The 21,154-nt window shown below is 65.2% G+C and carries 22 protein-coding genes and 1 tRNA gene; 6 read left to right on the top strand and 17 right to left on the bottom strand.

Translation table 11 applies throughout. The annotated features are described in order from the left end of the window. Positions 1 to 1,875 (top strand): penicillin-binding transpeptidase domain-containing protein (locus tag OJJ21_RS00690; RefSeq protein ID WP_297682326.1); only part of this gene is annotated, 1,875 nt, incomplete at its 5' end. A 115-nt stretch (positions 1,876 to 1,990) separates the two neighbouring features. Next, positions 1,991 to 2,065 (top strand) — tRNA-Val (locus tag OJJ21_RS00685). A gap of 35 nt (positions 2,066 to 2,100) precedes the next feature. Here the strand turns inward: OJJ21_RS00685 and OJJ21_RS00680 are convergent. The 13 genes from OJJ21_RS00680 to OJJ21_RS00620 all read right to left on the bottom strand — a co-directional run bounded on the left by OJJ21_RS00680 (position 2,101) and on the right by OJJ21_RS00620 (position 12,540). Further along, complete coding sequence (locus tag OJJ21_RS00680; RefSeq protein ID WP_297682324.1) at positions 2,101 to 3,021, bottom strand: aminotransferase class IV; 921 nt, start codon at positions 3,019 to 3,021, stop codon at positions 2,101 to 2,103. Between the two features lie 18 nt (positions 3,022 to 3,039). Further along, positions 3,040 to 3,825: an amino acid ABC transporter ATP-binding protein gene (locus OJJ21_RS00675; RefSeq protein WP_297682322.1), complete on the bottom strand. Its 786-nt coding sequence runs from the start codon at positions 3,823 to 3,825 to the stop codon at positions 3,040 to 3,042. Positions 3,826 to 3,833: 8 nt separating this feature from the next. Next, on the bottom strand, positions 3,834 to 4,499 hold the full coding sequence (locus OJJ21_RS00670; protein WP_297682320.1) for an amino acid ABC transporter permease: 666 nt from the start codon (positions 4,497 to 4,499) through the stop codon (positions 3,834 to 3,836). A gap of 13 nt (positions 4,500 to 4,512) precedes the next feature. Further along, positions 4,513 to 5,190 carry an amino acid ABC transporter permease gene (locus OJJ21_RS00665; protein ID WP_297682317.1) on the bottom strand — a complete coding sequence of 226 codons (678 nt, stop codon included), beginning with the start codon at positions 5,188 to 5,190 and terminating at the stop codon, positions 4,513 to 4,515. 12 nt (positions 5,191 to 5,202) lie between these two features. Then, a complete protein-coding gene (locus OJJ21_RS00660) occupies positions 5,203 to 6,045 on the bottom strand; it encodes a transporter substrate-binding domain-containing protein (protein ID WP_297682315.1) in 843 nt (280 codons plus the stop codon). Positions 6,046 to 6,050: 5 nt separating this feature from the next. Next, positions 6,051 to 6,770, bottom strand: a complete 720-nt coding sequence (locus OJJ21_RS00655; protein ID WP_297682314.1) for a GntR family transcriptional regulator — start codon at positions 6,768 to 6,770, stop codon at positions 6,051 to 6,053. A 127-nt stretch (positions 6,771 to 6,897) separates the two neighbouring features. Further along, positions 6,898 to 7,644: a class I SAM-dependent methyltransferase gene (locus OJJ21_RS00650; RefSeq protein ID WP_297682313.1), complete on the bottom strand. Its 747-nt coding sequence runs from the start codon at positions 7,642 to 7,644 to the stop codon at positions 6,898 to 6,900. Between the two features lie 75 nt (positions 7,645 to 7,719). After that, positions 7,720 to 8,490, bottom strand: a complete 771-nt coding sequence (gene soxA / locus OJJ21_RS00645; RefSeq protein WP_297682312.1) for a sulfur oxidation c-type cytochrome SoxA — start codon at positions 8,488 to 8,490, stop codon at positions 7,720 to 7,722. Beyond that, positions 8,487 to 8,807: a thiosulfate oxidation carrier complex protein SoxZ gene (soxZ, locus tag OJJ21_RS00640; RefSeq protein ID WP_297682311.1), complete on the bottom strand. Its 321-nt coding sequence runs from the start codon at positions 8,805 to 8,807 to the stop codon at positions 8,487 to 8,489. Before soxZ ends, soxA begins: the two co-directional genes overlap by 4 nt. A 20-nt stretch (positions 8,808 to 8,827) precedes the next feature. Next, a complete protein-coding gene (locus OJJ21_RS00635; protein WP_297682310.1) occupies positions 8,828 to 9,283 on the bottom strand; it encodes a SoxY-related AACIE arm protein in 456 nt (151 codons plus the stop codon). A 3-nt stretch (positions 9,284 to 9,286) separates the two neighbouring features. Then, entirely contained in the window at positions 9,287 to 9,715 is a 429-nt protein-coding gene (gene soxX / locus OJJ21_RS00630; protein ID WP_297682309.1) for a sulfur oxidation c-type cytochrome SoxX, read from the bottom strand. 132 nt (positions 9,716 to 9,847) lie between these two features. Further along, positions 9,848 to 12,046 (bottom strand): molybdopterin cofactor-binding domain-containing protein, encoded by a 2,199-nt coding sequence (locus OJJ21_RS00625; protein ID WP_297682308.1) that lies wholly within the window; start codon positions 12,044 to 12,046, stop codon positions 9,848 to 9,850. Positions 12,047 to 12,063: 17 nt separating this feature from the next. After that, a complete protein-coding gene (locus OJJ21_RS00620) occupies positions 12,064 to 12,540 on the bottom strand; it encodes a (2Fe-2S)-binding protein (RefSeq protein WP_297682307.1) in 477 nt (158 codons plus the stop codon). Between the two features lie 291 nt (positions 12,541 to 12,831). Here OJJ21_RS00620 and OJJ21_RS00615 point away from each other — a divergent pair, with 291 nt between their 5' ends. The 4 genes from OJJ21_RS00615 (at position 12,832) to OJJ21_RS00600 (ending at position 17,906) form a co-directional block, all read left to right on the top strand. Then, positions 12,832 to 13,869, top strand: a complete 1,038-nt coding sequence (locus tag OJJ21_RS00615) for a TRAP transporter substrate-binding protein (protein WP_297682306.1) — start codon at positions 12,832 to 12,834, stop codon at positions 13,867 to 13,869. A gap of 84 nt (positions 13,870 to 13,953) precedes the next feature. After that, the gene (locus OJJ21_RS00610) at positions 13,954 to 15,843 is read left to right on the top strand and encodes a TRAP transporter large permease subunit (RefSeq protein ID WP_297682305.1); all 1,890 of its coding nucleotides are present in this window, start codon (positions 13,954 to 13,956) and stop codon (positions 15,841 to 15,843) included. Between the two features lie 19 nt (positions 15,844 to 15,862). Next, complete coding sequence (locus OJJ21_RS00605) at positions 15,863 to 16,897, top strand: LacI family DNA-binding transcriptional regulator (protein ID WP_297682304.1); 1,035 nt, start codon at positions 15,863 to 15,865, stop codon at positions 16,895 to 16,897. 10 nt (positions 16,898 to 16,907) lie between these two features. Then, the gene (locus OJJ21_RS00600) at positions 16,908 to 17,906 is read left to right on the top strand and encodes an NAD(P)-dependent oxidoreductase (RefSeq protein ID WP_297682303.1); all 999 of its coding nucleotides are present in this window, start codon (positions 16,908 to 16,910) and stop codon (positions 17,904 to 17,906) included. A gap of 7 nt (positions 17,907 to 17,913) precedes the next feature. Here OJJ21_RS00600 and OJJ21_RS00595 read toward each other — a convergent pair whose 3' ends face one another. The 4 genes from OJJ21_RS00595 to OJJ21_RS00580 form a co-directional block, all read right to left on the bottom strand. Next, positions 17,914 to 18,753 (bottom strand): ABC transporter substrate-binding protein, encoded by an 840-nt coding sequence (locus OJJ21_RS00595; protein WP_297682302.1) that lies wholly within the window; start codon positions 18,751 to 18,753, stop codon positions 17,914 to 17,916. 22 nt (positions 18,754 to 18,775) lie between these two features. Then, positions 18,776 to 19,549 carry an amino acid ABC transporter ATP-binding protein gene (locus OJJ21_RS00590; protein WP_297682300.1) on the bottom strand — a complete coding sequence of 258 codons (774 nt, stop codon included), beginning with the start codon at positions 19,547 to 19,549 and terminating at the stop codon, positions 18,776 to 18,778. Continuing rightward, complete coding sequence (locus OJJ21_RS00585) at positions 19,546 to 20,430, bottom strand: amino acid ABC transporter permease (protein WP_297682298.1); 885 nt, start codon at positions 20,428 to 20,430, stop codon at positions 19,546 to 19,548. Before OJJ21_RS00585 ends, OJJ21_RS00590 begins: the two co-directional genes overlap by 4 nt. A gap of 60 nt (positions 20,431 to 20,490) precedes the next feature. Further along, a partial coding sequence (locus OJJ21_RS00580) for a lyase family protein (protein WP_297682296.1) occupies positions 20,491 to 21,154 on the bottom strand: 664 nt, incomplete at its 5' end.

Here is a 21,154-nt window from a genome sequence, read left to right as displayed (position 1 = left end):
CTCTATGACCTGACGCTGCCCGAAGCCGCCTATCTGGCCGCCCTGCCCAAGGCGCCGAGCAACTATCATCCGGTGCGCCATCTGGATCGCGCCAAAGCCCGCCGCGACTGGGTGATCGAGCGGCTGCTGGAAGATGGCGTCATCACCGTGGAGCAGGCCCGCGCCGCCATCGCCGCGCCGCTGATCGCGCTGGCGCGGCCGGAATCGGAACTGGCGCGCGCTGACTGGTTCGCCGAGGAAGTGCGCCGCGAACTGGCGCAGAAATTCGGCGACAAGGGCCTGTATGAAGGTGGCCTGAGCGTGCGCACCACCATGGACCCCAAGCTGCAGTCGCTGGGCGAGCGCGTGCTGCGCGACGGGCTGGAAAACTACGACCGCCGCGTCGGCGGCTGGCGCGGCCCGCTGGCGAAGCTGCAGCCCGGCAATGACTGGAAAGCGCAGCTGGCCGCCCTGCCGCCGTTCGCCGGCCTCCTGCCGCCGTGGACGGTGGCCGTCGTGCTGAACGTGGAGAACGACAGCGCCGGCATCGGTTTCGCCGATGGCAGCAGGGCGATCCTGCCGCATGCCGGCCTGCGCTGGGCGCGCAAGAAGCTCGGCCCCGACCATTTCGGCCCGGTGCCGCGCGCGCCGGCCGAGGTGATCGCGGCGGGCGACGTGATCGCGGTGAGCCCGATCAATCCGGCCAAACCGCAGGACGGCTATGCGCTGCGGCAGATTCCGGAAATCGGCGGCGGCCTGGTGGCGATGGACCCGCATACCGGCCGCGTGCTGGCGCTGGTCGGCGGCTACGATTTCAAGCTGAGCCAGTTCAACCGCGCCACCCAGGCGCAGCGCCAGCCCGGCTCGGCCTTCAAGCCCTTCGTCTATGCCGCGGCGCTGGACAACGGCTTCACGCCGTCATCGCTGGTGCTGGATGCGCCTTTCGTGATGGACCAGGGCCCCGGCCTGCCGCTGTGGAAGCCGGGCAACTATTCCGACCAGTTCTACGGCCCGTCCACCTTGCGCGTCGGCGTCGAGAAGTCGCGCAACCTGATGACAGTGCGGCTGGCGCAGGCCATCGGCATGGACAAGGTGGTGGATTACGCCCGGCGCTTCGGCGTGATCGACAACCTGCAGCCGGTGCTCTCCATGTCGCTCGGCGCCGGCGAAACCACGCTGATGAAGATGACCACCGCCTATTCGGAATTCGTCAACGGCGGCCGCAAGATCACGCCGACGCTGATCGACCGCATCCAGAACCGCAACGGCACCACGATCTATCGCCATGACACGCGCGCCTGCGCCGACTGCCTGGCGGTGGCCTGGAACGGCCAGAGCGAACCGGCCCTGCCCGATCCGCGCCCGCAGGTGATCGATGCCGTCACCGCCTACCAGGTCACCTCGATCCTGGAAGGCGTGGTGCAGCGCGGCACCGGCATCCGCATCCGCGAGCTGGGCAAGCCGCTGGCCGGCAAGACCGGCACCACCAACGACAGCATGGACACCTGGTTCGTCGGTTTCAGCCCCGATCTCGCGGTCGGCGTCTTCATCGGCTACGACACGCCGAAGGACATGGGCAAGCGCGAGACCGGCTCGTCGGTCTCGGTGCCGGTGTTCAAGGCCTTCATGGCCGAGGCGCTGCAGGGCAAGCCGAATGTGCAGTTCCGCGTGCCGCCCGGCGTGCGGCTGGTGCGCGTGCAGGCCGAGACCGGTGAACTGGCGCGGCCGGGCGACCGCAACGTGATCCTGGAAGCCTTCCGCCCCGGCACCGAGCCGCAGGGCGGCGAACGCAGCCGGGTGCTGGACGGCTCGATGGCCGACGAGCGCGACAGCATCTCGGGCGTCGGCGCCTCGGCCGGTTCGGCGCCCATTTCAGGGACCGGTGGGCTCTATTGAAGATTGGCGGGCTGTACTAAAGCCTTGGAAAGACAGGCCGCTTGACACGATCAGGCGGCCTCTTTATACGCTCCGACACGATTTGAGTTATGGGACCGGTTCCGGTCCCGGGCGTGGGCGGTTAGCTCAGCGGTAGAGCACAGCATTCACATTGCTGGGGCCACTGGTTCAATCCCAGTACCGCCCACCATTTTCCTCCCATTCTGGATTTCCGGCGACAGCCGATCACGCCTGCGCCGCGACCGCGGCGAGATACAGCTCATACGCCCTGCGCGCCAGCGAACCCGGCTTGCCGTCGCCGATCACGCGGCCGTCGATGCGCGTCACCGGCGTGACACCGCCGAGCGTGCCGGTGACGAAAGCCTCGTCGGCCGCATAGACCTGCGCCAGGGTGAAGTCGCATTCGCGCGCCACGCCGCCGGAGGCCGCCCAGGCCTGCAGCACGCTGTTCTGCGTGATGCCGCGGAAGCTCCAGCCCGGCGTCGAGGTCCACAATTCGCCGCCGCGAATGATGAAGAAATTGGTCGAGTTGCAGCTGGCGACGAAACCGCGCGGATCGAGCATCAGCGCCTCGTCGGCACCGGCATTGATCGCCTGGATCAAAGCCTGGATCAGGTTGAGCCGGCTGTGCGAATTGAGCCGCAGGTAGAAGACATCCGGGCTGCTGGTGCGGAAGGTGGAGGTGAACAGCGACAGGCCGCGCTGCCAGGCTTCCGGCTTGGGCGTCTTGTATTCAGCCACGATCACCACGGTGGCGCCGCCGATCACGAAACGCGGATCCTGGTTCGGCGTCTTCTTGGTGCCGCGCGTCACCATCAGGCGGATATGCGCGCCGTCCTGCATATTGTTGCGCGCCAGCGTTTCCATCAGCGCGGCGCGGATGCCGTCGCGGCCCAGCCCGATCTCCAGCGCGATCGAGCCCGCGCCTTCGAACAGGCGGTCGAGATGCGCCTCCAGGCTGATCAGTTTGCCATTGACCAGACGCAGTCCTTCCCAGACGCCGTCACCCAGCACGAAGCCGCTGTCGAAGATCGAGACGCGGGCCTGGTCGCGGCGCACGAATTCGCCGTTGACGTAAACCAGCACGTCATTGTTGCGGGGATCGTCGACGTAACCCTGGGCGCTTTGACTGGATGCTGTTGTCATGGTCTGAATCCGAAACGGTTAGAGACTGAATTCGCGATGCCGGGCCAGGAAGGCCTGGGTACGCTCGCGCTGCGGGTGCTTCAGCACCTCGTCCGGCGTACCGCTTTCATGGATTTCGCCATCGGCGATGAAGATCACCCGCGTGGCGACATGGTAGGCAAAGCCGAGTTCATGGGTGACCAGCAGCATGGTGCGGCCTTCCTCGGCCAGCGAGCGGATCACGCCGAGCACCTCGCCCACCAGTTCGGGGTCGAGCGCAGAGGTCGGTTCGTCGAACAGCAGCAGTTCCGGGTCCATGGCCAGCGCGCGTGCAATCGCCACGCGCTGCTTCTGACCGCCGGACAGCCGCGCCGGATACTGTTCGGCATGATCGGCCAGGCCGACGCGGGCAAGCTCGGCCATGGCGCGTTCGCGCGCCGCCGGCGCCTTCACGCCCTTCACGGTGCGCAGGCCTTCCATGACGTTTTCCAGAGCGGTCATATGCGGGAACAGGTTGAACTGCTGGAACACCATGCCGACGCGCTGGCGCACCCGGGTGAGCTCCGGCTCGGCATAGACCCGGTCGATGCCGCCGTCGCGCCGCTTGCGCTCGGCGCCCAGCATGCGGCCGCCGAGTTCGACGCTGCCGGCGGTCGGGATTTCCATGAAATTCAGGCAGCGCAGGAAGGTGCTTTTGCCGGAGCCGGATGCGCCGAGGATGGCGATGCGTTCGCCCGGTGCCACCGACAAGTCGATGCCGCGCAGCACCTCGCGCTCGCCGAAACTTTTGCGCAGACCGATGGTTCTCAGCAAGGGTTCCGCCATGATGCGCCTCAGTCGCCTTTCGCCAGCCTGCGCTCCAGCGCATAGGTGGCCCGCACCAGCGGGAAGAGAAACACGAAAAAGACCAGGGCGATGACGCTGTAGGTCTCGATCGGATTGAAATTCAGCGAGGCGATCAGCTTGCCCTGCTGCAGCAGTTCGACATAGGCCACCGCCGAGGCGAGCGTCGACATCTTGAAGATCTCGATGGCGCGGTTGGTCAGCGCCGGCAGCATGCGGCGGATCGCCTGCGGCAGGATGATGCGTCGCATCGCCTGCAGGCCGGTCATGCCAAGCGCGCGCGAGGCCTCCCACTGGCCCGGCTCGATCGACTGGATGCCGCCGCGATAGATCTCGGCCGAGAAGGCGGCCGAGTTGAGCGAAATGCCGAGCGCCGCCGCCATCAGCGGGCTGATCTCGAAGGGCACCAGCATCGGCAGGGCGAAATAGAACCACAGGATCTGCACCAGCACCGGCGTGTTGCGGAAGAATTCGACAAAGGCCGTGGCCGGCCAGTTGAGCAGCCGGTGTCGCGCATACCGCGCCAGGCCAATGACGAGGCCGAGGCTGAGGCCCAGCACCAGGCAGATCGCGAAGAGGCGCAGCGTGCCGACGGCGCCATGGAGCAGCGCATCGGTATGCTCGAAAACGGCGGCGAAATTCCACTGATAATTCATCAATGCACCCCCATCAGTGCACCGTCGACTCGCCGCTGACCGCCAGCCGGCGTTCGAGCTGGCGCGCCATCAGGCTGAACAGCAGGATGACGGTGAAATAGATGCCGGCCGCCACGGTGAAGACCTCAAGCGGGCGGAAGGTCTTCTGCGCGATCTCGTTGGCCTGGAACAGCAGGTCGGCATAGGAGACGGTGGCGACCAGCGTGGTGGTCTTCATCAGTTCGATGGCACGTTCCATGAAAGCGGGAATCATGCGCTTGACCGCCTGCGGCAGGATGATACGCCGCATCGACTGCGGCGGCGTCATGCCGAGCGCACGCGCGGCTTCCCACTGGCCGCGTTCGATCGAGACGATGCCGCCGCGAAATACCTCGGCGAAAAACGCGGCGGACTGGATCGAGAAGGTCAGCGCCGCCGCCATGAACGGCGTCATCTCGACGCGGATCAGCACCGGCAGGGCGAAGAAGAACCAGAACAGCTGCACCAGCGGCGGCGTGGTGCGGAAGAATTCGATGACGAACCCCGCCGGCCAGGCCAGCCAGCGCCGGCCCGATAAACGGGCCAGCGCCAGAGCCAGGCCGAGCGGAATGCCGAAGGCCAATGCCGTGCCAGTGACGGCCAGCGTATTGACCAGCCCCTGCAACAGCAGATCGGCATTCGCCAGAACCGGCAGGAAGTCCCAGCGGTACATGATGCTGCCGGATTACTTCAGCATTTCCTTCATCACCGGCGGGGCGGATTTCGGATCGAGGCCGAAGCCGCGCAGGAATTCCTCATACCAGCGCTGGGTCTGGCCGCTGGTGTAATAGCCGTTGATGGTGGTGTCGACCCAGGTGAGGAAGGCCTTGTCGTCTTCCTTGCGGAGCGCAACGCTGGACGGCTGCGACTGCGCCGGCAGCGGCACCACGATCTTGCCGGTGCCGAGCCGCTGGCGCGCCGCCAGCAGCGGCGGATGGAACAGGCAGACCGCATCGACGCGGCCGGCCTGGAAGGCGGCGATGGCTTCCGGGTTGCCGGGGAAGCGCTGGATCGCGGCCTTGCCGACCGTCTCGGTGAGGAACTTGTCCATGCTGCTCGCCTGCGGCACGGCGATGCGGACCTCGGGCTTGTTCAGGTCCTGCCAGGTCTTCACGGCCAGATCGTCGCGCGCCAGCACGGCCATCGAATAGAACAGCAGCGGATTCTGCGGGAAATCGACGGCGGCGGCGCGTTCGGGTGTCGCATCCAGCATGTACATCAGGTCGATCTTGTTGCCCTGCAGGGCGGCAATCGCAGTGCCCCAGGTGACTTCGACCGGCTCGAATTTCACGCCGAGCACGGCGGCCATCGCCTTGCCCATCGACACGCCGAGGCCGGAATTCCATTCGCCGGTCTTGGGGTCCTTGGAATACCACGGCGGCGCCTGGGTCACGCCGACCCGCAGACTGCCGCGCTTCTTGATCTCGGCCAGCGTGCCGCCAGCCTGGGCGCGAGCGCTGCCCGCAACGGTCAGTGCAGCGCCAATGCCGGCAAGGCCGGCCAACAGAGTGCGTCGGTCGATCATCATGATACTTACCCCCTTTTGGATGGATCGGTGGATGGCTGCGCCATCCCTTTCAGGAATGTCTCGGTCTGCTGGCCGCCGCGCTGCATATGCGCCGCGATTTCGGCGCGCATGGCATTCAGGTCGTCGCCCAGCGCGGTCTCGACATAGCTTTCATGGCCGTCGCGCTTCGGGCCGCGGATGGAATGGGCGCGATGATGCGCCGCCCAGTAGAGCTGCAGCCGGCCGCGCAGGCTGTTCCAGGTGCGCTGCAACAGCCGGTGACCGCAAACTTCATAGACCAGGCCATGCAATTCGAGTTCGGCCAGGATGCTGGCGCGGTCGTCACCCGCGTCGATGGTGGCGACCAGGGCTGCATGACGGCGCTGCAGCTCGGCCCGGAAGGTGGCGTCGCGTTTGTCCCATGCCTGCTCGAAGGCGAAACATTCCAGCGTAACGCGCATGGAGTGGATTTCACGCACATCCTCGACCGACAGGCTGATCACATGGGTGCCGGTATAGGGCACCGTCACCAGCAGCCCCTCCTCGATCAGCTGGCGCAGCGCCTCGCGCAGCGGGCCGCGGCTGACCTCGAACTGCCGGGCCAGCGCGGTTTCCACGATGGGCGCGCCGGGTGGCACCTCGCCCGACAGGATCACCGCCCGCAGCCGTTCGGCGATGTGCTCGCGGAAGGTGCTTTTGGGCAGGCGAACGATCCCTGGAGCCATGGCGATTTCGGAGGTGAGCACCGGATTCCCTGTTGATTGTCGATTGTTGACAATCAGAGCGACGGACAGGGCCGGAGTCAAGTGCTGTTTGCCGAGCGGGGCCGGTTCGCCAGGGATTCTGCCTCTCCCCCTCGCCGGCCAGACCGGTTCAGGGCCTGGTGGCCGCGACAAACAGGTTCTTGCCGATCAGGTAACGGCCGCCCAGGCGATCGAGGATCGTGCTGATGGGGAAGACCAGATTGTCGTAGATGCAATAGCTGCGGTCGCTGGCAATGCCGGAACCGGGCCTGAATCCGAGCAGCTTGATGGCGAACCACGCCGCAACCCCCAGACTGTCGCTGTAGCCCAGATCGTCAATGCGGAAGCCCGCCGCCTCGATAGCATGGCGCAGGCCGGGCCGCGAATAGCGGCGGACATGACCGACCGCGGTATCCAGATCGCTCCACAGACTCTGCAATGCCGGCACATAGAGCAGCAGGCGGCCGCCCGGTTTGAGGCGGGAATAGATGGCCCGCAATGCCGCGATATCGTCCTCGATATGCTCCAGCACATTGCTGGAATAAACGATATCGAGCGTTCCCGGCGGGATCTCGTCCAGACTGCCAACCGTATCGAAACCGTGTTCGCGCAGGATGCCCTGCTGATGCGGATCAAGCTCCAGCGTCTTGAGACGACCGGAAAACTCAGCGGCCCAGAGCCGCGCCAGGGTTCCGATCCCCGCGCCGAAATCGAGCGCAACGGCATCCGGCGCGGCTTTCAATGCGCCGATCTGCCCCAGCATCCGGGCCACGATGCTCCGGTTATATCGCGGCATCAGCTGTTCGGTGACGTATGTCTGATCCACAGCCTGGTAATAGGGCTGCGCGGCGCTCTGCTGGGGCGGTGCATGTTCCATGGGCCGGAGATTACCGCATTGCCCGGCCGACAAAAAGCCGGAGGCCGGATGACCGGCCCGTCATGACTGCCTAGATCATGGCCGTACCGCCGGCGTTTCCACCGTCATGCCGGCGGCGCGGCTGTTGAGGTACAGTTCCAGTTCCACCAGTTCATCGGCGCCGTAAGGCAGCGGCTCGGCGCGCACGCCGGTCATGCAGTTGCGCAGGCGCCGCTGCAGCGAGCCCATACCCTGCCATTCCAGGCGATAGATCGGATAGCCGGTGGGATGCGCCTGCGGAATCGGGCTGCCGGCCAGCCTGTGCCCCCAGTTGTCGTTATGGCATTGCGCGCAGGAAAAATTCAGCTGGCCCATGGCAGTGTTGAACAGGGCGGCACCGCGACTGCGCGCCGGCTGCAGCCGTGCATCCTGCGGCGGCGAAACCGGCAGGCCACGCGACTGCAGGCCGATATAAGCCGCCAGGCCGAGCAGCGGCCGGCTCTCGGCCGCAAGCGCGGGCTGCTGCTGGTGGGTTTCGCGGCAGAGATTGATGCGCTGCTGCAGGTCGACAGGCTTCTGCCGGCGCTCGTCGAAGGCGGGATAGCGCGCCGCCACGCCGCGCATGCTGCCGACGGCATCGCCATGGCAGCTGGCACAGGATTTGGCGGCTGCCGCCGGCGCCTCGCTCCACTGCGCCTCACCCTCGGCAACCCACAGCATGGCGGGATTGAGGGTATCGTCGCGCTGCATCTGCTGCGTGCTGCTGCTCATGAAATCGAAGCCGGAGCGGCGTTCATTCGCCGGAATATCGGCAGCAAGGGCGAAGCCGGTTGCCAGCAGCGCAGCCGGCAGAACAAGACGGATCATGTGACAGTAATGGCCACGGTTTCGGTCTGCGTAAAACCGTTATCGCCGTCCCAGGTGAAGCTGAGCGTGCCGCTGGCGGTCGCCACCGTGGTGAAGCTGATGAAGGGATTGGCCGCCACCGCCGGAAACAGATCGGCGCTGAACACCTCCTGCCCGGCATAGCGGCAGGTGAAACGGCGCAGGATGTCGCGCGGCACGACTTTACCGTCGGCGCCGGGACGATAGCCGGTTTCCATCACATGCGAGATCAGCGTCTTGATCTCGATCACCTCGCCCTTCTTCGCGGTCTTCGGGCAGTTGATCAGCGCGCGCACCATCTTTTCTCACTCCACCCCGATCACTCTACACAGGCGGCCAGGGTCACGATCACCTCGACCTGATCGGACCAGAATGTGCCATCGCTGAATCCGGCCACGGCCACTACCTTCTGCGAGGTGGCGAGCCGCATGCGGGTATTCAGGAAAGCGCGGCCGGCCCGTGGCCCGAGCCGCGCAATGATCACGTTGGGCTGCGGATTCTGTTCGGTGAACAGCGCGATGGCCGTCACGTGGTCTTGCTGTGTCATCGGGCTGTCGTCCTTCACGCTGACCGAAACCGAATTGCCGTTCTCGACCAGCGGCGACAGATCGAGCGTGATGCGGCCTCGCTGCACCGGCTGGTTGCCGGTGAATTCGGCGATGGCGCCAGCGAGTTCGGTGGGTGTGGCAAAGGCGGCGGGCCGCAGCACCAGCAGGCTGGCGGCGCTCATGCTGCCGATCAGGGCCGTCCGTCGCGTGACCTGTAAGCGGTTCATCGTCTACTCCCGCAGGGTTTTCAGGAACGCCACCACATCCTCGATCTCGGCGGCCGACAGCACCGGCCTGTCGCGCCAGGCGGCGCCGACCCGGGTGAGGCCGTCGATGCGATAATAGGAAGGCATGATGGTACTGGGCGTGACACGACGCGAATCGACAATGCGCAGCCGCAGCTGCCCTTCGGTCCAGCGGCTGCCGGCACCGGCCAGCGACGGCGCCAGATCGCCCTGGAAACGTTCCTCGGCGAACGGCCCGGTATGGCAGAGCAGGCAAAGCCCTTTCTGCCGGTTGGTGACGATGGCACGGCCGCGCGCGGCATCGCCGGGACTGCCGGTGAGTGAGTCAGGAATCGCATCGCCGGTCACCACGTATTTCACCAGCGGCTGTGCCGTTGCAGAAGACAACAACGCCGCCATTACCAGGGCCGTCATCCCGGCCAAGCGCCGCAGTTGCGGTGCGCGAGCCGGGATCCCATTGTCGCTGGGCGCAACAAGAAATGGGACCCCGGGTCTCGCTCTGGCTCGCCCGGGGTGACGACTCATGGTCTTGATGGACTCCGTCGCTTACGCCGACTTCAGGTCGTGGTTCTTCAGCGGCAGGTCGCGGATGCGTTTGCCAGTGGCGGCGAAGATCGCATTCAGCACCGCCGGCGCCGCAACCGCGATGGTGGGTTCGCCCACGCCGCCCCAGAAGCCGCCCGACGCCACGATCACGGTTTCCACCTTCGGCATCTCGTCGATCCGCATCATCTGGTAGGTGTCGAAATTCTCCTGCTCGATGCGACCCTTGGCCACTGTGCATTCGCCATAGAAGGCCGCGGTCAGGCCATAAACGAAAGAGCCCTCGACCTGCGCCTCGATCTGCTGTGGATTGACCGCATGGCCGGGATCGGTGGCCGCGACGATACGATGCACCTTGATCTTGCCATCCTTGCCGACCGAGACTTCGGCGCAGGCCGCGACGTAAGAGCCGAAGCCCATGCATTGCGCCAGGCCACGGAAGATGCCGGCCGGGGCCGGCTTCGACCATTCGACCTTATCGGCCACGGCATTCAGCACGGCCAGATGCTTGGGATGATTGGCCATCAGCCTGCGGCGGAGGTCCAGCGGATCGGTCTTGGTTTCATGGGCGATTTCGTCGATGAAGCTTTCCAGGTAGATGGTGTTCTGGTTCAGGTTCACCCCACGCCAGAAGCCCGGCGGCACATGCGGGTTGCGCATGGCATGATCGACCAGCAGATTCGGGAAGGTATAGCCGATCGACGCCTCCGGCCCGGGAGGATTGAGTCCCTGGAAGACGACAGGGTCGACACCGTTGCGGATATTCTGCGGGAAGATGCCGGCCAGGATCGACTGGCCGGAAATCCGCATATGCAGCCCGGTCACCTCATTCTTATCATTCAGCGAGGCCGTCATCTTGCACTGCGTGACCGGATGGTAGCGGCCATGCAGCATGTCTTCCTCGCGCGACCAGATCAGCTTGACCGGCGTGCCGGGCATCTCTTTGGCAATCGCCACGGCCTGACGCACCCAGTCATGTACCGCGCCGCGCCGGCCGAAACCGCCGCCGAGATGCAGCTTGTAGACCTCGCATTGCGCCGGCGGCAGGCCGGAGGCTTCCGCGGTCGCGGCCAGCGCCGCCTCGCCGTTCTGTGTCGGCGTCCACACCTCGCAACGCTGCGGCGTATATTTCGCCGTGGCATTCATCGGCTCCATGGTGGCGTGATTCTGGAACGGGTAGCTGTAGGTGGCGGTCACTTTCTTTGCTGCACCGGCCAGCGCCGCCTCAATATCGCCGACCTTGTTGCCGACTGCGGCCTCCTTCGCATCGAGACCTTCCTTCAGCATCGCCGCGATGCTGGCACTGGAGACATTGGCATGCGGGCCATTGTCCCATTCGATAGCCATGGCATCGAGCGCGGATTTCGCCCGCCACCAGGTATCGGCCACCACGGCAACCGCACTGTCGCCCACCTGCACCACTTTCTTCACGCCGGGTTTTTTCATCGCGCCGGCGGCATCGAAGTTTTTCACCTTGCCGCCGAAGACCGGGCAATCCTTGATTGCCGCGTTCAGCAGGCCGGGCAGCTGCAGGTCGACGCCGTAAATCTGCTTGCCCGTAAGCTTTTCTGCCGTATCCAGCCGCTTCACCGGTTTGCCGGCGACCTTCCAGTCCTTCGGGTCTTTCAGCGGCACATCGGTCGGCGGCGTCAGCTTGGCGGCCGCATTCGCCACCTTGCCGTAGCTGGTGGTGCGACTGGTCGGCTTGTGCGTGATAATGCTGTTGGCAGCCACACATTCCGATGCCGGCACCTTCCATTGTTCGGCCGCCGCCTGCACCAGCATGATGCGCGCCGCCGCGCCACCCTTGCGCACGTAGTCGTGCGACTCACGGATGCCGCGGCTGCCGCCGGTGGAGAAATTGCCCCAGGCGCGGCTGCGCGCCAGGTTCTGGCCCGGCGTGGGATATTCGGTGGTCACCTTCGACCAGTTGCAGTCCAGTTCCTCAGCCACCAGCTGGGCCAGGCCGGTGAGCGTGCCCTGCCCCATTTCGGAACGGGCAATGCGGATCACCACGGTATCGTCGGGCTTCACCACCACCCAGGCATTGATCTCGGGCGCCGGTGCGGCAGCCTTCTGCTGGGCGAGCGCATCGAAGGGAATATGGAAGCCGATGGTGAGGCCGCCGGCAGCGGCAGCGGAACCGGCGATGAAGCCGCGGCGGGACGGCTTGCGGCGGGAAAGATCGGTCATGGCAGTCATGATGCTGTCCTCCCCGCTCAGATGCGCGTACGGCCGGCGCCGGCAGGATTGCCGGCCGCCTGGTGGATCGCGCTGCGCACGCGGTTATAGGTGCCGCAGCGGCAGATATTGGTGATCTCGCTGTCGATATCGGCATCGGTCGGCTTGGGCGTCTTTTTCAGCAGTGCCGCCACCGCCATGATCATGCCGACCTGGCAGTAGCCGCATTGCGGCACGTCCTGCGCCAACCAGGCTTTCTGCACCGGATGGCTGCCATTCGGCGACAGGCCTTCAATGGTGACGATCTTCTGCTGTTCGGTGATGGCCGAGGCCGGCATCGCGCAGGAGCGCACTGCCTCGCCATCGACATGCACGGTGCAGGCGCCGCACTGGGCAACCCCGCAGCCGTATTTGGTACCGGTGAGTTTCAGCTGCTCGCGCAGCACCCACAGCAGCGGCGTATCCTCCTCGGCCTGGAATTCGCGCACTTTGCCGTTGACGTTGAGCTTGGGCATTGCCGTCCTCCTGGTCCGCCGGCGAATGCCGGCGTCTGCTTCATGAGTATGTCGGGGCCTTGGGGTGACGCGATTATCAACCCGGGGCAGCCACAGCGCCGAGACACGTATTTGTGAAGTGCGATCAAAGACGAGAGCCCTGTGCGCAAGCGCACAGGGCGGTTTGGTTCGGTCAGGCTCAGGTGGATTGTGATTGACAGCCGGCCCATCCGATTGGTAAATCGATTTAGTAAATCGATACACTAAAAGTTAAAACGCTCTCAAAAACCACCTATCGGGAAGGAAACCACCATGTCGATTTCACGCCGCCGCTTTCTTGGCACCGGTGCTGGCCTGGGCGCCGGCATTGCCGCTGCCGGGCTGTTCCCTGCTCCGGCCGTTCTGGGCCAGGGCGCGCCGATCACTTTCCGCGTCTCGTCCAGCATGCCGGTCGACCCGAATGCCGCGCATCACGTCTGGTTCGATCTGTTCCAGAAGAACCTAAAGGCCAAGGTGGGCGACAAGATCCGCCTCGACTTCTTCCCCAACAGCCAGCTCGGCAAGGAAGCCGATGTGGTGCAGCAGGTCATCATCGGCTCGGTTGACATGATGATCACCGGCTCCTCGATCTGGGCCACGGCTGTGCCGGAACTGGGCGCGCTGGACCTGGGTTTCCTGTTCGACAACTACGCCCATGGCGCCAAGGCGCTGGATGCCGGCGTCGGCAAGACCTTCGAGTCGATGCTGGAAGAGCGCAAGAGCATTAGCGTACTGGGCTGGGGCTTCCATTTCGGCGCACGCAGCGTCTACACCCGGACCAAGGCCAGCAATCTGGCCGAACTCAAGAGCGTGAAGCTGCGCGTGCTGCCGGCACCGGCCTTCATCGAGACCTTCAAGCTGATGGGCGCCGTGCCGGTGCCGATCCCGGTGAATGAGTTGTACACCGCATTGCAGACCGGCGTGGTGGATGGCTTCGAGCATGACCCCGCCACCGTGCTGTCGAGCCGTTTCTATGAAGTGGCCAAGTTCTGCCTGCGCACCGACCATCTGTTCAGCCCCATGATCTGCGCCATCGGCAAGCGCGGCATGGCCAAGCTGACCAAGGATACCAAGGACGCCTTCCTGGCCGCCGCCCGCGAGGCAACCCTGGCCGAACGCGGCATCGCCGATGCCAAGGCAACCGAGGCGATGAAGGAACTAGAGCGGCTCGGCGTCACCTTCACGCCTTTCCCCGCTGCCGACCGCGCCGCGATCTCCAAGCCGGTCTCGGACACGCTCTACGCCCAGTTCATGGCGCAATATCCCAGCACGAAGCCGGTCTTCGAGGCGATTGCCAAGGCGCGCGCCTGACCATCGGTATCGACAGACCATAAGGGGCAGGCCCCGGCCGGGCGATTTTGAGTCCGGCCGGGTGTCCTGAGGAGACAGCGGACCATGAACAGCAACGCGGCCATTGCGGCCATCGATACCCCCCTGCTCTACGCCCGTTACGGGCGACTGGGCACCGGTCTGCGCCGGGCCCTGTCGGTGATCGAATATGCCGCCGGCCTGGCCCTCGCCGTCGATGTGGCCGTCGTCTTCGCTTCGGTGATCTACCGCTATTTCCTGCATGACCCAGTCGACTGGGCCGAAGAGATCGCGCGCGCCCTGATGGTAATGCTGGTCTTCTTCGGCGCCGCGTCAGCGCTGGGCCGCAACCATCATGCCGGCATCGACGTGTTCCGCGCCGCCTTCCCCGAACGCTGGCAGCAGATTCTGGTGCAGCTCAGCCAGTGGGTTGTCGCTGCCGTATCGCTGGCGCTGCTGGTCACATCCTACATGCTGCTGGAAGAAAGTGCCGGCCAGACCACACCGCTCGGCCTGCCGCATGGTATCTACGCCTGGCCGGTAGTGATCGGCAGCCTGTGCATGGCGCTCTTCTCGCTCGCCAATGCCTTCGAGGCGCCGCGCCGGCTGGCCTTCGGCACGCTGGCCAGCGTCATCATCGTCTGCGCCATCCTGGCAGCCTGGCACAGCTATGCCTGGGCCTCGGCGCCTTCGCCGCTGATGCTGCTGCTGGTCGGCTTCATTGGCAGCATCGTCATCGGCGTGCCGATCGCCTTTGCCCTCGCCTTTGCCTCGCTGGTCTATTTCGTCGCCGACCCGTCGCTGCCGATGGTGATCTATTCGCAACAGGTGGCGGCCGGCGCCGACCATTTCGTGCTGCTGGCGATTCCCTTCTTCGTGCTGGCCGGCCTGGCCATGGAAGCCAACGGCATGTCGTCGCGGCTGATCGAACTTCTGCTGCGCATGATGGGCCGCCTGCGCGGCGGCATCAACCTGATCACCATCGTGGCCACCGCCGTGTTCTCCGGCATCTCCGGTTCGAAGCTGGCCGATATCGCCGCCGTCGGCGGCATCATCATGCCGGCCGTGCGCCGCAGCCGGCAAGACCCGAACGAGACTGCAGGGCTGCTGGCCTGCACCGCCGTGATGGCGGAAACCATCCCGCCTTGCGTCAACATGATTATCTTCGCCTTCGTCGCCAATGTCTCGGTCGGTGGTCTGTTCGTGGCCGGCCTGGTGCCGGCTGCTTTCCTCGCCCTGCTGCTGGCCACCGTTGCCATCTGGTATGGCGGCAAGGTCGATCCCGAACACCTGAAGGCCAGCGACCGCTCGCTGGCGCAGCTGATCGTCGGTTCCCTGGTGGCGCTAATCATGATCCTGATGATCGGCCGCGGCGTCATGGCCGGCCTGGCAACCTCCACCGAGATCTCCGCCTTCGCGGTGGTCTACGCCCTGGTGGTGGGCGGCCTGGCCTTCCGTGAACTGACCATGCGGATCACCATGCGGCTGTTCGTGCAATCGGCTGCCATGGCCGGCAGCATCCTGTTCATCGTCGCAGCCGCTTCGGGCTTCGCCTATGCGCTGACTATCGAGCAGATTCCGTCGCTGATCTCGGCCACCATGATCGACTTCGGTCATGCCTATGGCAGCGTGATGTTCGTGCTGCTCGCCACCGTGGTGATGATCTTTTTCGGTGCCGTTCTGGAAGGCGCGCCGGCCCTGATCATCTTCGGTCCGCTGCTGACGCCCATCGCCGCCCAGCTCGGCGTCAACCCGCTGCATTTCGGTACCGTTATGGTGATTGCCATGGGCTTCGGGCTCTTTGCTCCTCCCGTGGGACTCGGCCTGTTCGCTACCTGCACCATGACCGGCACGCGCGTGCAGGACGTGGCCCGACCGATGATGAAATACCTTGCCATCCTGGCGCTCGGCCTCGTTATACTTGTGCTGTTTCCGACCTTCTCCCTGTGGCTTCCTGCAAAATTCGGCATGAACTGACGCCTTGGTAAACTCAAGTATGTCCACCATCACCGACGTAGCCAGACTGGCCCGGGTTTCCGCATCGACGGTATCGAACGTGCTGAACGGGCGCGTTGACAGGATGAGCAAGGAAACGCTCAGCCGTGTGCAGCAGGCCGTCGCCGAACTCGGATTCCAGCCTAACCGCACGGCACGCCAGCTCAAGACCGGGCAGATCGAGATGCTGGGCCTGCTGGTGCCGTCGATGGGCAATCCGAGCTACGGCCTGCTGGCGCGCGAAATCGAGATCGTGGCGCGCGAGCGGCATGGCTATCGCGTCATCGTCGCCAATACCTACCGCGAACCGCAGCAGGAACGCGCCTTCCTCGACGACATGTGGTCGCAGGGCGTGCGCGGCGTGATCGTGATCTCCTCGCTGGCCGACGAGACGCATTTCGAGGAACCGGTCGCGCGTGGCCTGGTGGCAGTGAGCTACGACAGCCATGCCCGCCGCGACCGCCAGCCGATCCTGGATTATGTTTCCGCCGACAACGTCGCAGGTGCCGGCCTGGCCGTGCAGCACCTGGTCGCGCATGGCCACCGCACCATCGCCTTCCTGACGCCATCGGGCTGGACCTTCAGCCGCGCCGAGAAGCGCGAAGGCTTCATGGCCGCCGTACAGCAGGCCGGCATCATGGGCGTGGTGATCGCCGGCAGCACGGCCTCGCATTATGCCGACGAGGAGATGGCCGAACTGGGCCAGAGCCTGGCCACGCCCCTGGTGCAGCATGCCGACCGACCGACCGCCGCGGTGGCGATCAACGACATGATGGCCATCGGCCTGATGGCCGGGCTGCGCGAGCAGGGGCTGGAACTGCCGCGCGACATGTCGGTGGTCGGCATGGACGGCATCCCGCTCGGCGCATATGTGGCGCCGCCACTGACCACGATCCGCCTGCCATTACCCGATCTGGCGCGCACCATGGTCGACCGCATCATGCTGCGCCTGAAACAGCCCGACACGCCACCGGATGAATTCCGTTTCACATCCACCCTGCTTGAGCGCGGCTCCGTCGCTCCGCCGCCCCGTTAACCGAGTCTCCATGCGCATCCTGCTGACCCACACGCCTGACGCCCTGCGCAACTACTACGGCGAGGATGCGCTGGCTGCTTTGCGCCAGCATGGCGAAGTAAAACTGCATCAGGGCGACACCCCGCTGAACACCGCACAGCTGATCGAAGCGGCACGCGACTGCCAGGTGATCGTCTCCGACCGCCAGACGCCCGGCGAGGCGGCTGTCTTTGAAGCCCTGCCCGATCTTGTCGCCTTCCTGCGCTGCGCCATCGACATCCGCAATATCGACCGCGCCGCCGCCGACCATGCCGGCGTGCTGGTAACCCGGGCCACGGCCGGCTTCATCGATGCAGTGGCGGAACTGGCGATCGGCTTCATGGTCGACCTGTCGCGCGGAGTCAGCGCGGCGGTGCGTGCCTATCAGGCGCAACAGGCCCCCGCCATCCGAATGGGCATCCAGCTGTCACGCTCCAGCGTCGGCATTATCGGCTATGGCGCCATCGGGCGCCGCGTCGGCGAATTGGCCCATGCGCTCGGCATGACTGTGCTGGCCAGCGATCCGCAAGCAAAGATCGCCGAGCCTTATGTCGAGCAGGTAGCGCTGACGCATCTGCTGCATGCGGCGAAATTCGTGATCTGCCTGGCACCGGCCAATGCGCAGACCGAGAAACTGATGGATGCCCGCGCGTTTGCCGTCATGCAGCCGGGCAGTTATTTCATCAACCTGTCGCGCGGCGAGCTGGTGGACGAGGCGGCGCTGGCCGATGCCCTCGACAGCGGGCATCTCGCCGGCGCGGCGCTCGATGTCGGCCGCGCGCCGGACCAGATGCCGTCACCCCTTCTCGCACAGCGCAGCGACGTGATCGCCACGCCGCATATCGGCGGGCTGACGCCGGAAGCCGTGTCGCATCAGGCTTTCGATACCGTGCAACAGGTGGCCGCGCTGGCCGCCGGCCGCGTTCCGCCGGGCGCCGTCAATGCCGATATGGCAAAGCGGCTGGCCCGGCTCGGCGTCTCAGCGGCCTGAAGGCCGCTCACTCGCCCTTGTTGACGCTGCCGGGCTTCAGCGTGTTGGCCTTGAGGTCGTATTTGGCCAGCAGCTGATCGTAGAGTCCCTTCTGCTGCAGGCTGAGCAGGGCGGCATGCACGGCATCGCGCAGCTTCGGCTCGGTCTTCAGCACCGGGATGCCGGCCAGCGTGGTGGTGAAGACATCGCCCAGGATCACATAGGTGTTGGGTTCCTGCGTCAGCAGATAGGGCAGCGTCTCGTTGCCCTGCACTGCGGCGTCGATGCGCTGGGTCTTGAGCTGGGTGCGTGCGTCGATCGAGCCTTCAGTGCCGACCACTGCAATCGCCGGCTTGCCCTTGGCGACACAGTTGGCCTCGCTCCAGGCCTCAATCTGCTTCGGCCAGTTGGTTGAGCGGCTGGCGCCCACCTTCTTGCCGCAGAGATCGGCGGTCGACTTGATCTCCTTCGACATCGCCGCGGAGGTATAGAACTGCGCGCCGGTCTTCAGGTAGTCGACAAAGTCCTGCAGGTCGCGGCGGGTCGGCAGGTCGCTCATGCCGGCCATCACCATGTCGACGCGGCCGGTCTGCAGCGAGGGCAGCATCTGGGCGAAGGCGATTTCCTGCCATTCGACAGCCACACCCATCTCCTTGGCCAGGGCCGCGCCGAGCTCGATATCGAAGCCCTTCAGCGTGTTGGTGGCCGGATCCTTGAAGGTGATCGGCGGATAGTTCGGCATGGTGGCAATCACCACCTTGCCGGCCGTCTTGATGCGGTCGGGCAGATCGGCGCCGAAAGCATTCTGGGCAGCGGGCAGGGCGAGCAAGGCGGCGCACAGGCCGAGAACGAAATGCTTGGTCGACATGGGAGGTCTCCTTTGGGGCTGTTCAGTTCAATACGGCGGTAATGAAATCACGCGTCCGCGCCTGTTGCGGGTTACTGAGAATCTGCTGCGGCGAGCCGGCTTCGACCACGGCGCCGCGATCCATGAAGACGACGCGATGCCCCACTTCGCGGGCGAAGCCGAGTTCATGCGTCACCACGATCATGGTCATGCCGCTGCCGGCCAGGCCGCGCATGACAGCCAGCACCTCGCCGACCAGTTCGGGATCGAGCGCCGAGGTCGGTTCGTCGAACAGCATGAGCTTTGGCTTCATCGCCAGGGCGCGGGCAATCGCCACGCGCTGCTGCTGGCCGCCCGACAGCTGTGCCGGATAGGCATCGCGCTTGTCGGCCAGGCCGACGCGGTCGAGCAGCGCCAATGCCTCGGCCATGACCTCGGCGCGCGGGCGCTTCTGCACGGTGATCGGGCCCTCGACGATATTCTGCAGCGCGGTCATATGCTGGAACAGGTTGAAGCGCTGGAACACCATGCCGGTGGCCAGCCGCTGCCGCGCCACTTCGGCATCCGACAACGGATGCAGCTTGTCGCCGACGCGGCGATAACCGATCAGCTCGCCGTCGATCCAGACCGCGCCGCCATCCAGGCGTTCGAGCTGATTCAGGCAGCGCAGGAAAGTGCTCTTGCCCGAGCCGCTCGGCCCGATGATGCAGAGCACCTCGCCCGGGCTGATATCGAGCGAGACATCCTGCAAAGCCGTGAAGCTGCCGAACTGTTTGGTCAGGTTGCGCGCAACCAGCATGGGAGCGGCGCCGGTCATGTCAGCGCCCCCGTTTTCTGCGCCGATGCCGTCTTGCGCTGGCCCCTGCCGAAATGACGCTCGAGGAAATGCTGGCCGATGCTGAGTACGGTGACCACCGCCAGATACCAGATGGCGGCAACGAACAGCAATTCGATCACGTAGTTGTTGGCATAGTAGATGGTCTGCGCGTTGCGCAGGATTTCGGAATACTGAATCACGCTGGCGATCGAGGTGAGCTTGACCATGCTGATCACCTCGTTGCCGACCGGCGGGATGATGACGCGCATCGCCTGCGGCATCACGATGCGACGCAGCGCCGTCAGACGGGTCATGCCGATGGCGGACGCCGCCTCGGTCTGACCGCTGTCGACCGAGAGGATGCCCGAGCGCACCACTTCCGCCGTATAGGCGCCCTGGTTGATGCCAAGCCCGAGCAGCGTGGCGACAAAGGGCGTGATCAGTTCGACGGTGCGGATGCTGAATACATCGGGGATGCCGATACGCGGAAACACCAGCGCCAGGTTGAACCATAGCAACAGCTGCAGGATCAGCGGCGTGCCGCGGAAGAACCAGATGTAAAGCACGGCGGTGCCCCTGAGCACCGGGTTGGGCGACATCGCCATGACGGCGAAGATCACGCCGAGCGTGATGCCGAGTGCCATGGCGCAGACCGTCATCGCAATCGTATTGACCAGGCCGCTGAGGATCGCCGGCGCGGTGAAGAACTGCCCGACCACGCGCCAGGCGATCTGGCCGTCGGCGAAGGCCTTCACGATGAACAGCAGGATGGCGAGGATCGCCGCCGCCGCCAGCCAGCGGCCGTAATGCCGCGGCTTCACGATGCTGAGTTTGCCGATATCGTAATCCGGCGCTGCTGACTGACTGACTGTAGGCTGCATGTTGCGTCCCCCGACTGGCCGCGTTGCGCGGCTTACGCATGCAAGAGAATTACGAATGCTTCAGAATTTCGGCCCCGCGTAAGACGCACACCAGGCTTTCTGGCTGGTGCACACGGCCTGCAGGCGATCCAGTTGTTCCCTGACCCGCACCGGCGCGGTGCCGCCATAGCCCTGCCGCGCCGCCACGGCGGCCTGCGGCGTCAGCGCCGCCTTGATCGAGATATCGAGCCGCGGATCGACCAGGGCGAGATCGGCCGCGCCGACATCCTCCAGCCCGATGCCGCGCTCCTCGCAAAGCCGCACCAGCGCGCCGGTGACCTCATGCGCATTGGCAAAGGGCACGCCGCGGCGCGACAGCCAGTCGGCCACTTCGGTGGCCAGCGTGAAACCTTCGGTCGACTGCCTGAGCAGCGTCTCGGTATTCACCGTCATGGTGCGCACCATGCCGGCCATGGCCGGCAGCGCCAGCGCCAGACCGTCGATGGCATCGAAAGCGGCGGCCTTGTCTTCGATCATATCGCGGTTATAGGCGAGCGGCAGGCCCTTCAGCGCCACCAGCATGGCATTGAGATCGCCGATCAGCCGGGCGGACCGGCCGCGCGTCAGTTCGGCGATATCGGGATTCTTTTTCTGCGGCATGATCGACGAGCCGGTGGCGAAGGCATCGTCCAGCTCGACCCATTTGAACTGCCGCGACGACCAGATCACGATTTCTTCCGACAGG

The organism is Ferrovibrio sp. (assembly GCF_025869515.1).
Classification (GTDB): domain Bacteria; phylum Pseudomonadota; class Alphaproteobacteria; order Ferrovibrionales; family Ferrovibrionaceae; genus Ferrovibrio.
Note: the sequence above shows the minus strand (reverse complement) of the source record. Positions and strands in the feature narration are given on the sequence as shown.

What these genes read in the sequence shown, in the direction of transcription:
- OJJ21_RS00600 (WP_297682303.1), top strand. Translation starts at nt 16,908, where the DNA reads ATGCGCATCCTGCTGACCCACACGCCTGACGCCCTGCGCAACTACTAC.
- OJJ21_RS00665 (WP_297682317.1), bottom strand. Translation starts at nt 5,190, where the DNA reads ATGTACCGCTGGGACTTCCTGCCGGTTCTGGCGAATGCCGATCTGCTG.
- OJJ21_RS00610 (WP_297682305.1), top strand. Translation starts at nt 13,954, where the DNA reads ATGAACAGCAACGCGGCCATTGCGGCCATCGATACCCCCCTGCTCTAC.
- OJJ21_RS00635 (WP_297682310.1), bottom strand. Translation starts at nt 9,283, where the DNA reads ATGAACCGCTTACAGGTCACGCGACGGACGGCCCTGATCGGCAGCATG.
- OJJ21_RS00625 (WP_297682308.1), bottom strand. Translation starts at nt 12,046, where the DNA reads ATGACTGCCATGACCGATCTTTCCCGCCGCAAGCCGTCCCGCCGCGGC.
- soxZ (WP_297682311.1), bottom strand. Translation starts at nt 8,807, where the DNA reads ATGGTGCGCGCGCTGATCAACTGCCCGAAGACCGCGAAGAAGGGCGAG.
- soxX (WP_297682309.1), bottom strand. Translation starts at nt 9,715, where the DNA reads ATGACGGCCCTGGTAATGGCGGCGTTGTTGTCTTCTGCAACGGCACAG.
- OJJ21_RS00615 (WP_297682306.1), top strand. Translation starts at nt 12,832, where the DNA reads ATGTCGATTTCACGCCGCCGCTTTCTTGGCACCGGTGCTGGCCTGGGC.
- OJJ21_RS00680 (WP_297682324.1), bottom strand. Translation starts at nt 3,021, where the DNA reads ATGACAACAGCATCCAGTCAAAGCGCCCAGGGTTACGTCGACGATCCC.
- OJJ21_RS00675 (WP_297682322.1), bottom strand. Translation starts at nt 3,825, where the DNA reads ATGGCGGAACCCTTGCTGAGAACCATCGGTCTGCGCAAAAGTTTCGGC.
- OJJ21_RS00670 (WP_297682320.1), bottom strand. Translation starts at nt 4,499, where the DNA reads ATGAATTATCAGTGGAATTTCGCCGCCGTTTTCGAGCATACCGATGCG.
- OJJ21_RS00595 (WP_297682302.1), bottom strand. Translation starts at nt 18,753, where the DNA reads ATGTCGACCAAGCATTTCGTTCTCGGCCTGTGCGCCGCCTTGCTCGCC.
- OJJ21_RS00620 (WP_297682307.1), bottom strand. Translation starts at nt 12,540, where the DNA reads ATGCCCAAGCTCAACGTCAACGGCAAAGTGCGCGAATTCCAGGCCGAG.
- soxA (WP_297682312.1), bottom strand. Translation starts at nt 8,490, where the DNA reads ATGATCCGTCTTGTTCTGCCGGCTGCGCTGCTGGCAACCGGCTTCGCC.
- OJJ21_RS00660 (WP_297682315.1), bottom strand. Translation starts at nt 6,045, where the DNA reads ATGATGATCGACCGACGCACTCTGTTGGCCGGCCTTGCCGGCATTGGC.
- OJJ21_RS00650 (WP_297682313.1), bottom strand. Translation starts at nt 7,644, where the DNA reads ATGGAACATGCACCGCCCCAGCAGAGCGCCGCGCAGCCCTATTACCAG.
- OJJ21_RS00590 (WP_297682300.1), bottom strand. Translation starts at nt 19,549, where the DNA reads ATGACCGGCGCCGCTCCCATGCTGGTTGCGCGCAACCTGACCAAACAG.
- OJJ21_RS00605 (WP_297682304.1), top strand. Translation starts at nt 15,863, where the DNA reads ATGTCCACCATCACCGACGTAGCCAGACTGGCCCGGGTTTCCGCATCG.
- OJJ21_RS00585 (WP_297682298.1), bottom strand. Translation starts at nt 20,430, where the DNA reads ATGCAGCCTACAGTCAGTCAGTCAGCAGCGCCGGATTACGATATCGGC.